Origin of the sequence: uncultured Caldilinea sp. (assembly GCF_937128415.1) — a bacterium.
Lineage (GTDB): Bacteria > Chloroflexota > Anaerolineae > Caldilineales > Caldilineaceae > Caldilinea.
Map to the genome: position 1 here is coordinate 1 of NZ_CAKZMJ010000030.1, position 11253 is coordinate 11253.

13 protein-coding genes are annotated in these 11253 nt (G+C 62.2%); 10 read left to right on the forward strand and 3 right to left on the reverse strand.

From position 1 onward, the window contains the following. Positions 1-167: 167 nt before the first annotated feature. Genes Q0367_RS04770 through Q0367_RS04790 form a run of 5 tightly spaced genes read left to right on the forward strand, consistent with a single transcriptional unit; the run spans position 168 to position 3512 of the window. Positions 168-1460 carry a class I SAM-dependent methyltransferase gene (locus Q0367_RS04770; protein WP_297640167.1) on the forward strand — a complete coding sequence of 431 codons (1293 nt, stop codon included), beginning with the start codon at positions 168-170 and terminating at the stop codon, positions 1458-1460. After that, entirely contained in the window at positions 1453-1974 is a 522-nt protein-coding gene (locus tag Q0367_RS04775; RefSeq protein WP_297640166.1) for a CinA family protein, read from the forward strand. The genes Q0367_RS04770 and Q0367_RS04775 overlap by 8 nt, the downstream gene beginning before the upstream one ends. Further along, entirely contained in the window at positions 1971-2240 is a 270-nt protein-coding gene (locus tag Q0367_RS04780; protein ID WP_297640165.1) for a DUF6504 family protein, read from the forward strand. Before Q0367_RS04775 ends, Q0367_RS04780 begins: the two co-directional genes overlap by 4 nt. Further along, entirely contained in the window at positions 2198-2995 is a 798-nt protein-coding gene (locus Q0367_RS04785; protein WP_297640164.1) for an NAD(P)H-hydrate epimerase, read from the forward strand. The genes Q0367_RS04780 and Q0367_RS04785 overlap by 43 nt, the downstream gene beginning before the upstream one ends. Before the next feature lies 1 nt (position 2996). Continuing rightward, entirely contained in the window at positions 2997-3512 is a 516-nt protein-coding gene (locus Q0367_RS04790; RefSeq protein ID WP_297640163.1) for a DUF456 domain-containing protein, read from the forward strand. Positions 3513-3542: 30 nt separating this feature from the next. Here the strand turns inward: Q0367_RS04790 and Q0367_RS04795 are convergent, their stop codons facing one another. Next, positions 3543-4223 carry a nucleoside triphosphate pyrophosphatase gene (locus tag Q0367_RS04795; RefSeq protein WP_297640162.1) on the reverse strand — a complete coding sequence of 227 codons (681 nt, stop codon included), beginning with the start codon at positions 4221-4223 and terminating at the stop codon, positions 3543-3545. 191 nt (positions 4224-4414) lie between these two features. Here Q0367_RS04795 and Q0367_RS04800 point away from each other — a divergent pair, with 191 nt between their 5' ends. Together Q0367_RS04800 and Q0367_RS04805 are read left to right on the forward strand one after the other, a co-directional pair. Continuing rightward, on the forward strand, positions 4415-5485 hold the full coding sequence (locus Q0367_RS04800; protein ID WP_297640161.1) for a Gfo/Idh/MocA family protein: 1071 nt from the start codon (positions 4415-4417) through the stop codon (positions 5483-5485). A gap of 39 nt (positions 5486-5524) precedes the next feature. Continuing rightward, positions 5525-6256, forward strand: a complete 732-nt coding sequence (locus tag Q0367_RS04805) for a ThuA domain-containing protein (RefSeq protein WP_297640160.1) — start codon at positions 5525-5527, stop codon at positions 6254-6256. A gap of 57 nt (positions 6257-6313) precedes the next feature. Here Q0367_RS04805 and Q0367_RS04810 read toward each other — a convergent pair whose 3' ends face one another. After that, on the reverse strand, positions 6314-7684 hold the full coding sequence (locus Q0367_RS04810; RefSeq protein WP_297640159.1) for an MFS transporter: 1371 nt from the start codon (positions 7682-7684) through the stop codon (positions 6314-6316). Positions 7685-7830: 146 nt separating this feature from the next. Here Q0367_RS04810 and Q0367_RS04815 point away from each other — a divergent pair, with 146 nt between their 5' ends. Genes Q0367_RS04815 through Q0367_RS04825 form a run of 3 tightly spaced genes read left to right on the forward strand, consistent with a single transcriptional unit; the run spans position 7831 to position 10759 of the window. Further along, positions 7831-8253, forward strand: a complete 423-nt coding sequence (locus Q0367_RS04815) for a hypothetical protein (protein ID WP_297640158.1) — start codon at positions 7831-7833, stop codon at positions 8251-8253. A gap of 48 nt (positions 8254-8301) precedes the next feature. Beyond that, a complete protein-coding gene (locus Q0367_RS04820; RefSeq protein WP_297640157.1) occupies positions 8302-9048 on the forward strand; it encodes a PIG-L deacetylase family protein in 747 nt (248 codons plus the stop codon). 58 nt (positions 9049-9106) lie between these two features. Further along, positions 9107-10759 (forward strand): ATP-binding protein, encoded by a 1653-nt coding sequence (locus Q0367_RS04825; protein WP_298981119.1) that lies wholly within the window; start codon positions 9107-9109, stop codon positions 10757-10759. A gap of 53 nt (positions 10760-10812) precedes the next feature. Here Q0367_RS04825 and Q0367_RS04830 read toward each other — a convergent pair. Continuing rightward, the coding region (locus Q0367_RS04830) for a response regulator (protein ID WP_298981121.1) at positions 10813-11253 on the reverse strand (441 nt) is incomplete at its 5' end.

The window sequence follows — 11253 nt, forward strand, 5'->3', positions numbered from 1 at the left end:
CGAATATGCGAATGCTTTTTCATCTTATCACAATTGGCGCTCTGTATGCCATAATGACGAGATTGAAAAAGTAAAATCATCGAACGGCTTCAGAGCTTGCCGGGAGACGAATCAGAGCAGTTAAATCCAGTGTACAGAGCGCTGTAAGCAGCGTCAAGCCGAACACAATGCAATTGACCGACGAACACCCAACGTTTTCATCCAGGAGCGTCCACTGCGCCGCCCCAAACGACGGCGATCGCAACACAGCGATCGACTTTGTGCTTTCTCCCGAGGCGCAGCCTCTCTTGGAGACATTGGCGCAGGAAGCGCTCGACGACCGGCGCCTCCTGACGCTTTTAAGTCGATTGCGACGCGCCTATCCTGCGGCGATCGCCGCCGAGCTGGTGACTCAGGTTCGCTTGAGGCGGCGCGCAGCGGAGAAATTCAGGGACGCCGACCGGATGTTCTTCATCGCCGAGGCGCTTGAGCAGGCCACCGCTCAGGAGCCGGCCGAACATCGCGCGGCTCAGATGGATGAAGCTGCACCTCCAGGCGTTTTTCTCGATTTGGGATGTGGAATCGGCGGCGATCTCATCGCACTGGCGAAGCGACGACCGGTCATCGCCTACGAGAAGGACCCGCTGCGCGCCCGCCTCGCCGAGGCGAATGCAGCCGCTCTGGGCCTGGCGCAACGCGTCACCGTGGTGCAGGCGGATTGGACCGCCGCGCTGGCAAAGGGGGAACTGCCTCAGGCTGCCGCCGCCTTTGTAGACCCTTCGCGGCGCAGCGAGGGACGCCGCACCTTCAGCCTGCATGCGATGCAGCCCTCCATCGGCGAGATTCTCAAATTGTGCGACCTGATTCCGCTCGTCGCCGTCAAGGTGACGCCCGGCGTGCAGGCGGCGGAGATTCCGGCCAATTGCTGCGTGGAATTTGTCAGCCACGACGGCGTGTGCAAGGAGGCGGTGCTCTGGTTGGGTCGCCCGGATGCGCCGAAACGGTGGGCCTCCGTGCATCGTGCGGAGGGTTGGGTGCAGATCGCCGATGAAGGTCTTCCTCCGCTTGTGGGCGAGTTGGCGCCGGGCATGGTTCTCTACGAACCCGATGGCGCCGTGATTCGCGCCGGCGCTTTGGGCGCGCTCTGCGCGCAGCTGAGCGGGCATCTTGTCGCGCCGGACGTCGCCTACATTGCCGCGCCACGCTTTGTCAAAGAGCCGCTTGCCCAGGCCTTTCTTATCGAAGAGGTGCATCGATTTAGCCTGAAGGTGCTCAATCAGCGGCTGGTTTCCCTGGGCATTGGCCAGGTGGAGCTGCTCAAGCGCGGCTTTCCGCAGGCGCCGGAGTCGCTGCGCCCTCGCTTGCGCCTGGCTGCGGGCGGGCGGGCCGGGGCCGTCCTTTTTATGCGCCGCGGGAATGAACACTGGATGGCGATCGGCCGACGACTATCCGATCGGGATGAGGAGCGATCCGATGATTGACAAGAATATTGACAAGGATGAAGTGATTCAGCTTGCACAGCGGGTTGGCGAGCGCTTGATGGAGCGCAGCTGGATGTGCGCGACGGCGGAGAGTTGCACAGGGGGGCTGATCGGCCATTTGATCACAGAGAACGCCGGCAGCTCCGCTTATTTCGCCGGCGCAGCGGTGGTCTACAGCTACGCCGCCAAGGAGCGTTTGCTGGCCGTCGATCCCGAGACGTTGCTGCGCGAAGGCGCGGTTTCGGCTGCGGTCGCCCGGCAGATGGCGCAGGGCGCATTGCGGCTGTTCAGCGCAAATGTTGCGGTCAGCGTCACCGGCATCGCCGGGCCAGGCGGCGGGCTGCCGAACAAGCCGGTCGGGACGACTTATTTGCACCTCAGCGCTGTGGATGGCTACGAGCAAGGCGCTCACTTTATCTGGCCAGGAAATCGGAGCCAGAATAAATTGCTCAGCGCTCATGCGGCGCTGACTCTGTTGTTGAATTATCTGGAGGGGAGGCCTCAGCCATCATGATGAGAGAAGTTCTGGTCGAGGAGCCGGTGAACGCGCTGGTGCGCGTGATGACAGATGGAACCGTTCTTCCCACCTCGTTCATCTGGCGGGATCGCACCCGCTACGTGGCGACGGTGGGACGACAATGGGAGGAACGCGTGCAAGGGAAGCTGATTCGCTGCTATCTGATCCAGGCGGTGGATGACAACACCTTCGAGCTGCACTGGGATCCGGGCGAGAATCGGTGGACGTTGCACCGCGCCTGGCTGCGCGACCTGGCGGTGTAGCGATGGGCGGGCGCATCCTTGTGCCGACGGTCTCCACCGAGCAGATGAAAGCGATCGAGCGGTCGATGGCCGAGACCTATGGCATCGACCCGCTGCAGGCAATGGAGAACGCCGGTCGCAGCCTGGCGACCCTGGCGCAGCGCATGCTCGACGGCGACGTGGCCGACCGTTCGATCGTCGTGCTTGCGGGGCGCGGCCCGAATGGCGGCGGCGGGCTGGCCGCCGCGCGACATCTGATCAACTGGGGCGCTTGGGTGCAGATCGTCTGCAGCCATCCTCCGGATCGCTATCAAGGCGCAGCCGCCAGACAGCTCCGCATCTTGCAGGCGATGGGCGCGCCGCTGGCTTGGGCCGAGGAAGGCTGGGAGCTGCCGCCTGCGGACCTGCTGATCGACGCGCTCATCGGCTATGGGCTGCGCGGCGCTCCGCGTGGACCCTCGCGCGATCTGATTCGGCTGGCCAACAGCAGCGCGGCGCCGATCCTGAGCCTCGACGCACCCAGCGGCGTCGATACGGCATCCGGGAAAGTTTTCGAGCCTCATCTCCAGGCCACGTCGACGTTGACGCTGGCCCTGCCCAAGGATGGTTTTCGCCAACCGGAGGCTGCGCGCGCCTGCGGCGCCCTCTATCTCGCCGACGTCGGCGTTCCGCCGGCGCTCTACGCGCAGCTTGGCATCGACGTCCCTCCGCTCTTTGGGCGCTCCCCCATCGTTGCATTGATCGTCGAGGACGGCCAAATCTGGGCGGAGAAATAACATGGACGGGGCCGGCGTCAACCTGTTGCATCTGCTCGGCTATGCGTTGATGGTGCTGGGCGTCATCGGCGTCGTGTTGCCGTTCTTGCCCGGCCCGCCGCTCATCTGGCTGGGCGCGTTCGTTTGGGCGTGGGGGGACGGCTTTGTGCGCATCAACTGGGCGATTCTGGCGGCGCTGGGCGCGTTGGCGGCGCTGGCCTCGGCGTCTGAGCTGCTGTTGACGACCGCAATGAGCCGACGGGCCGGCGTAAGCTGGAAAGCCATTGCAGGCGCCATCGTGGGCGGACTGTTGGGCGGCTTCCTGCTCGTCGGCGTTCCGTTGGTCGGTGCGCTGTTCGGCGCGCTGCTGGGCGCCGTGCTCGGCATGTTCGTGGTGGAGTGGCTCGACAAGCGCAATCTGCGCCGGGCGCTGTGCGCCATATGGGGCTATTGGGTCAGCACGCTGCTTGCTTCACTTTTGAAGTTCGCCATCGTCCTCGCCATGCTTTTCATTGTGGCCTGGCGCATCTGGGGATGACCCCTTTGCGAGGTTTGAAACAATTTTCCGTCAGGAGGCAAACTCGATATGCACGCTGCGCCCGCTGGAGGCGGCGCAGCAGGGAAACGGGTTGATCTCGCCGCACACCTGCAGCGGCGTGCGCGGCGTCGCCACGCCAAAGGTTGCCAACAGTTCGCACAGCTCGACCAGCGGCAGCCCCATGACGCTGGCGAAACAGCCATCCAATGCGCAGACAGGTGCAAAATCCGGCGACTGAATGGCGTAGGCGCCGGCCTTGTCCATCGGGTCGCCCGAGGCGACATAGGCGGCGATCTCGGCGTCGCTGTAGTTGCGCATCGTCACGGCGGTGCGATTCACGCGCGTGGCGCAGCGGAACGTCGCAGGTTGGAGCACGGTGACGGCGCTGATCACCTCATGCGTGCGGTTGCGCAGCGCACGCAACATGCGCACGGCGTCTGCTGCGTCTTCCGGCTTGCCGTAGATTTCTCCATCCAGCGCCACCGTCGTGTCCGAGGCGATGATCAAAACATGTTCGCCGGGGTCGGCCAGTTGCTGCGCAACCGCCTGCGCCTTGGCTTCCGCCAGTCGCACGGTCATGGCGGCCGGGTCCTCGCCGGGCAGCGGCGTTTCGTCGATGTCGGGAAGCCGGATAGAGAACGCCAGGCCTAGATCGCGCAGAAACTGTTGACGTCGCCGGCTGGCGGAGGCGAGAATAAGAGAAGGTTGCATACGCATGGATGGATTGTAGCCGACTGAAGCGGTTTTGCCGGAATTGGGCGCTGCGCATGCAACTGTAAACTCAGCTGATTTCGCATGCTCGGCCTTCCAAAAGCGACAACCAACGCTTTGGACAGAAATTCATCCTCTGTGGCACTATACAAGGGTTGCTTATCCGTGTTTTGTCTGGAGGGGATTCAGCGATGTCTGAACTGTTAGAAAGGGTGTCTGCGCCGATGCGCATCGCCGTGATCGGCTGTGGAGGCATGGCGCGCCACCACACGACTTCAATGCTGCGCCATCCGGAGATGGTGACCATTCCGGTCGTCTGCGAGCCTTCGGAGGCGACCTATCAGCGCTACGCGCTCTTGTTCGAGGAGGCCGGGCTGCAGCCGCCGCCCAATGAACCTGACCTGTCGACGATGCTGCGCAAGTACGCCGACAGGCTGGACGCCGCTTTCATCATCACGCCCCACGCCTTGCATCACGACCAGGCGGTCGCCTGTCTGGAAGCCGGGCTGGACGTGCTGCTGGAAAAGCCGATGGTGATGAACGTCCTCGAGGCGCGCAGCTTGATCGCCACGCGCGACCGTACGGGACGGCGGCTTGTCGTCGCCTTCAACGGCAGCCTCTCGCCCCAGATTCGCACCGCCGTGAAGATGTTGCGCAGCGGCGAGCTGGGGCAAATCCTCACCATCCACGGCGTCGTCTGGCAGAGCTGGAACGCCTTCACCATGAACACCTGGCGCCAGGTGCCGGAGCTGTCGGGCGGCGGCTTTCTCTTCGACACAGGCGCGCATCTGCTCAACACCGTGGCCGATCTGGCGGGCGAACCGGTCGTCGAGGTGGCGGCCTGGCTGGACAACCGAGGCCGGCCCGTCGACATCCTGGGCGTGGTGATGGCGCGGCTGGCCTCCGGCGCGCTGATCAGTCTGGGCGGCTGCGGCGACACGATCCAGTCCTGTGCGTCGGACGTGCGCGTCTTCTGCACCAACGGCATCCTGCGCACCGGCGTGTGGGGGGAACGGCTGGAAGTGCAGCGCCAGGGTGAAAGCGATCTAAAGCCGGTCGAGACGCCGCCTTCGTTCGGCGCCTGGGAGCAGTTTATCCGCGTCTGCCGCGGGGAGATGGAGAACCCCAGCCCGCCGGAGGTGGGCCTGCGCATGGCGATCCTGTGGGACATGATCCGCGCCTCGGCCCAGCGCGGGGGCGTCCCGGTGACGCAACGCGAGGCGGAGCAGTTCGTCGTCGATGCAACGTCGGCGGCGGCCTGAGTCGCCTCCTGATGAGATGCACGAGAGGAGAATACATTTATGTCGACGCCGGTTCGCGTGACTGTATGGAACGAATATCGTCACGAGAAACAAAACCCAAAAATTGCTGCGATTTACCCGCAGGGCATCCACGGCGCCATCGCAGGCTATCTGCGCGGCCACGGCTGCATCGTCACCACCGCCACGCTCGACGAACCCGAACATGGGCTGACCGAGCACGTGCTGGAGAACACGGATGTGTTGGTCTGGTGGGGGCACATGGCGCATGACGAGGTGAAAGACGAAATCGTTGCGCGCGTGCACGACCGCGTGTTGCGCGGCATGGGGCTGATCGTGCTGCATTCCGGCCACTTTTCCAAGATTTTCAAGCGGCTGATGGGCACCACCTGCAACCTGAAATGGCGCGAGGCGGGCGAACGCGAGCGGCTCTGGGTGGTCGCGCCGGGTCATCCGATCGCCGACGGCATCGGCGAGTATTTCGAGATTCCGCACGAGGAAATGTACGGAGAGTTTTTCGACATCCCCGAGCCGGAGACGCTTGTTTTTGTGAGCTGGTTCCAGGGCGGCGAAGTCTTTCGCAGCGGTTGCTGCTACCGCCGCGGCCAGGGGCGCATTTTCTATTTCCGCCCAGGCCATGAAACGTATCCCACCTATCATCAGCCGGAGGTGTTGCGCGTCATCAGCAACGCCGTGCGCTGGGCGAGGCCGGTCGAGCGTCCGGTCACAACTTACGGCCATCGCCCTGAACCGCTCGAACCTCTAAATCGGTAAGCTGGAGACTGGCGGCTGCGCAGAGCCGCCAGTCCTCTTAAGTTCAATCGTTGGAGTTTAATCGTTCACCCTTGCCATCTCCGCCAGCGGGTCGGCCTGCACGTGCAGCCGCGGCTCCTTCATGCCGAAGTAGAGCACCAACAGCGTGGCGGCGCTTAACACCGCTGACCCCAAAAAGAGCCATTCGTAGCTGAAGGCGGCGATGACGCCGCCGATCACGGGCGCAATCGCCCCGCCGATGCCGGTGACGGTGTTGCCGAGCCCGATGTAGGTGGGCCGATGCTCCGGCTGTGAGAACTCCATTACGATCAACACGCCGGAGACGATCACGATGCCGTTGACGATCCCCATCAGGAAAAAGATGACGTAGTACCAGTCGGGATGGGGCGCCAGCCACGCCATCCCGAAGGTCAATACGCTGGCCCACTGCGCCAGCTCCAGTGTGAATTTGTGGCCGCGGCGGTCGGCGATCACGCCGGCCAGCAGGTTGCCGAGCGTCTGACCGATCAGCAGCGCCGCCGTGTAGAGGCCGACGCTGGCGTCGCTCACCTGCCACTGTTGAATCGCCGCCACGGTCAGAAAGCCGGCGCCCATGCGCCCCAGGTTGGACAGGAGGCGAGAGGTGAGAAAGTTCCGAAAGTTGCGGTCGTTGCGCAAAATCGCAGCGATCTTTTTCCAGGATTGTCGGCTGCGTTGGCGTGCAGCCTCAGGGATCGGTTGCACCGGCTCGCGCGCCAGCGCCAGAGAGACCCAACTGACGGTGATGGCGAGCGCAGCCACCAGAAAGGTGTAGACGAAGTTCTGTGGATACGGGAACGTTTCCAGAATCCAACCGCTGGCGACGGCGCCGATCGCACCAAGCCCGGTGCCGATGAACGAGCTGAAGCCGAAAAACCAGCCCCGACGGTCGATCGGGAAGATGCGCGCGATCATGTCCGACCAGGCGGGGGCGATCATGCCGGCGCCGAATCCGTGCCAGGCGTAGGCAAGAAAGAAGAGCAGCAGCGCTAGCGTCGGGTGGCCGGGCGCCAGCCAGGCCGCCACCGGCAACAGCCAGATCGGCAGGCGCTCGGTGAAGAACCCCACGTTGATCACCACAGGCTTCTTACGCGGCAGGCGCTCGGTCACGCCGGCCGTCAACAGTTGCGGCAGATACCAGCTGGCCTGCGCCAGCACCGCCAGCAATGCAAACCAGAACGGCGAGGTTGTGAGTTTGCTCACAAAAAGCGGTAAAATGGTGGTCGCCGAGATAAAACTCAGGCCAAACCAAAAGGCGGCGCCGTCGATCAGATTCACCGTAAAATTCCAGCGATAATTGCGTCGCACTTCCCGTTCCAGCTCATCGTCGGTGATCGGGTGAATCGGCTTATCGAGTTCAAGCATGAGCCGGATGATCTGGCGGCCGCGTGGCGTGCGCTGTAGTCCCATGGGGCATTCCTTTGATGTGGTGATGGATTTGAAAAAGAAGCAAAATCAATGCAATCGATACAGAATCATAACGGAATCGTAGGCAATCGTAGACGCCCGATCCGTTAGTATACCTGACTGCACGCATCAACTTGAAAGGAGACGACATGAAACAATCCAGGAGAGCAGGGCTTGCTCTCACCTTCTTGTTTTTGTTGCTGCTGAGCGGTTGCAGCGTCGAAACGGCGCCCTCCGCAGCGGATGCTCGCCGCGCGCTTTGTCAAGCGCTGAGCTCCTTGCGCGAATCTGCAGCCGGGCTCAGCCAGATCGACGCCAACACCGGCGTCGCTCAGCTCCGAGACATGCGCGCAGGCGTCGGGCGTTGGGTGGAAGCGGCTCGTCGCGCCAACACCGTGCTCCAGTTCCAACAGATCACGGAAATGGTGAACGCGTATGATGCATTTAGCAGCGCAGTGGACGGCCTGAACCCCGATCAGCGCGTGGGTGCGGCGGCGGGCCTGCAAGCCTCTGCGGCGCAAATTCTCACTGCGTTGAATCAGGCCTACAGCGCCGCCCGCTGTGGTCAATAATCTTGATAGCGACAAGAATTAGAAAAACAAAAACGAAAAGACGATCTCATGAGTCTGTACACACCGTATACGCCCCAACGGGCGATGTTTATTTTTGCGCATCCAGATGATATCGAGTTTGGCGTCGCCGGCACGGCCGCGCGATGGGTGCAGGGCGGCGCCGAGGTGTCGTATGTTCTGCTGACCAGCGGCGACGTCGGCATCGCCGACCCCAGCGTGACGCGCGCCGAAGCCGCCGCCATCCGAGAGCAGGAACAGCTCGCCGCGGCTGCGCTGATAGGCGTCAAGGAGGTCATCTTCCTCCGCGAGCCGGATGGCCTGCTGGTGAATACGCTCGAGCTGCGGCGCAAACTCGTGCGAGAAATTCGTCGCTTTCGGCCAGAGGTTGTCGTCTGCGGCGACCCCACGGCGTGGTTCGTCAACTCGACCTACGTCAATCACCCGGATCATCGGGCCGCCGCCAGCGCAGCGATCGAGGCGGTGTTTCCGGCGGCCGGCCAGCCCCATGTCTTCGAGGAGCTGGCGGAGGAGGGCCTGCAGGCGCACAAGGTGCGCAAACTGTATGTCGAGGCGTGGAATGGAGGCGACACTTGGGTGGACATCACCAACACGATCGACCTCAAAATTGCGGCGCTGCGCTGCCATGTCAGTCAGATGCGCGATTGGGATCCAGAGCCAATGTTGCGCCAGTGGGCGGCCGAGGCGGCGAAGGGCAAGGAAATGGCCTATGCCGAAGCGTTCCGCGTGATCACGCTGGTCGGCGACGAGCCGCCGACCAGACCGATCGAGGCATGAACCTTTCGTAAAGGCATGGAACGTCCTTTAGAAGGGAGGCGTAAAGGAACGGGTTTTCATGGCCATAACGTTGGAAGAACGGATTGCACAGCTTGAAGCGCAAATGCGCATCCTGAACGAGCAGGTGGAGGATTTCCACCGGGCCTTCGAGCAGATCGACGGGGCGGTTTGGATTTACAATGTTCAGAATCGCTCCGTTCGCTATGTCAGCCCGGGGTTTGAGAGACTTTTCGGGTTGTCTCCTGACGCCCTGCTCAGCGATCCGTTGGCGTTTTTGGAGGTCGTTTGTGTGGAGGATGCGCCTTTCGTGCGTGCAGCGTTTTCATGTCCTACGCAGGGGAATCTGGTTGACATAGAGTTTCGCGTATCCCATCCTGATGGCTCCTTCCGCTGGCTGCGGATGCGCAGCGCACCGGCGTTCAATTCTCAGGGCGAGCTTGCGCGCACTGTGAATGTCGCCTTCGAGCACACAGCATGGAAGGCGACGCAAGCGCCGGAGAACAAGCTGGCGCAGACGCCGGAGGCGCGCATCCAGGAAGGTGCGCAGCCGTTGCAATTTAACGAGCGGCAATTGCGCCAGATCATCGACCTTGCGCCTTATTTGATCTACGTGAAAGACATCGACGGTCGATACCTTTTGGTCAATCGGCCGGCGGCGGCTGCATTCGGGCTGACCCCAGAAGAGGTGGTCGGACGCCGCGACGTCGATCTTCAGCCGTCGCGCGAGGCGGTCGCACGCTTTCGCGCAGAGGATTTGCAGGTCATTCGAGAAGGGGCGACGTTATCGATTCGAGAAGAGCAAGTGCGATTTCATGATGGAACTGTGCACACGCTCCAAACGATCAAACAACCTCTTCGCTTGGAGGGTCTAGATGCGCCTGTCGTCCTGGGCGTCGGCGTCGACATCACCGAATTGAAGCAGGTCGAGATGGCGTTGAGAGCGGTCGAAGCCGAGCTGCGGCGCAGCCACGAGGAATTGCAGGTCGCCAATGCGGCCCTGCAAAATGCAGCGCGTATGAAAGACGAATTTATCGCCACCGTCAGTCATGAGCTTCGCACGCCGCTCAGCAGCATTTTGGGGTTGACCGAGGCGCTGCAGACGGAAATGCACGGCGCGCTCAACGCCCAGCAACAGCGCCTGTTAAAGTTGATACAAACCAGCGCTCGCGATCTATTGTCGCTCATCAATCATTTGATCGATTTTTCGCGTATCGAGGCGGGGGAGATCTTCCTGCAAATCGAAACCTTCGACGCCGTTGCGCTGTCGAAACTCGCCGTGGCGCGCATCGCGCCAGAGGCCGAAAGCAAACGGCAGACGATTCAATTTGCGTCTTCCTGTGAACAGTTGATAGTGGAAGGCGATCAGCTGCGTTACATTCAGATTCTGCTGAATCTGTTGAGCAACGCCATCAAATTCACGCCTGAGCAGGGAGAGCTGGGGGTCTTGGCGGAAAAGGACGCAGCGAGCGGCGCAGCTCGCATCACCGTCTGGGTTCACGGGATCGGGATCGATGAAGAGGGCATGGCGCATCTGTTCCGCCCCTTTATCCAGTTGGACAGCTCGCTGCGACGTCGCTATCCCGGCGTGGGCCTGGGGTTGGCGCTGACCAAACGGCTGGTGGAGCTGCTTGGCGGGCGCATCGTCGTGGAGAGCGCCCCTGGACAGGGCAGCCGCTTCACCGTCATCCTGCCCTTGAAATCAGAATCTTGACCTTGCTTTCCTGCCTACAGCCCCTTCTTCCTCTTGGCATCCGCTGCTGCTGTTTATCTGCGTCGATGGGTTGTGCGCAGAATATTCGCCAGATGCTCCGGCCGCACCGGCTTGGTCAGGAAGCCATCCATCCCTGCAGCAAGACAGGCGTCGCGGTCCTCCTTCATGGCTGCGGCGGTCAGTGCAACGATGCGCGGTTGGCGTTCGGAGGCCACGCTGCGTCGGATTTGCTTCGTCGCTTCAACGCCGTCCATCTCGGGCATGTGCACATCCATCAACACAAGATCATAGGACTGGCGATGCAGCGCCTCCAACGCCTCTATCCCATTGCTGGCGACGTCGGCGCTGAACCCAAACTTCTCCAGCATGCGCAGGACGACCTTTTGGTTCACCAGGTTGTCCTCGGCCAGCAAGATGCGCAAGGACGCATCCTGCTTCGACAAAACAAATAGATTCTCCGTTTCCGACGTCTGAACGGATTGTTCGGGAGGCGC

Bases quoted from the DNA above. Each gene is read 5' to 3' on its own strand.
- Q0367_RS04770 (WP_297640167.1), top strand. From the start codon at position 168: ATGCAATTGACCGACGAACACCCAACGTTTTCATCCAGGAGCGTCCAC.
- Q0367_RS04775 (WP_297640166.1), top strand. From the start codon at position 1,453: ATGATTGACAAGAATATTGACAAGGATGAAGTGATTCAGCTTGCACAG.
- Q0367_RS04780 (WP_297640165.1), top strand. From the start codon at position 1,971: ATGATGAGAGAAGTTCTGGTCGAGGAGCCGGTGAACGCGCTGGTGCGC.
- Q0367_RS04790 (WP_297640163.1), top strand. From the start codon at position 2,997: ATGGACGGGGCCGGCGTCAACCTGTTGCATCTGCTCGGCTATGCGTTG.
- Q0367_RS04795 (WP_297640162.1), bottom strand. From the start codon at position 4,223: ATGCAACCTTCTCTTATTCTCGCCTCCGCCAGCCGGCGACGTCAACAG.
- Q0367_RS04800 (WP_297640161.1), top strand. From the start codon at position 4,415: ATGTCTGAACTGTTAGAAAGGGTGTCTGCGCCGATGCGCATCGCCGTG.
- Q0367_RS04805 (WP_297640160.1), top strand. From the start codon at position 5,525: ATGTCGACGCCGGTTCGCGTGACTGTATGGAACGAATATCGTCACGAG.
- Q0367_RS04810 (WP_297640159.1), bottom strand. From the start codon at position 7,684: ATGGGACTACAGCGCACGCCACGCGGCCGCCAGATCATCCGGCTCATG.
- Q0367_RS04815 (WP_297640158.1), top strand. From the start codon at position 7,831: ATGAAACAATCCAGGAGAGCAGGGCTTGCTCTCACCTTCTTGTTTTTG.
- Q0367_RS04820 (WP_297640157.1), top strand. From the start codon at position 8,302: ATGAGTCTGTACACACCGTATACGCCCCAACGGGCGATGTTTATTTTT.
- Q0367_RS04825 (WP_298981119.1), top strand. From the start codon at position 9,107: ATGGCCATAACGTTGGAAGAACGGATTGCACAGCTTGAAGCGCAAATG.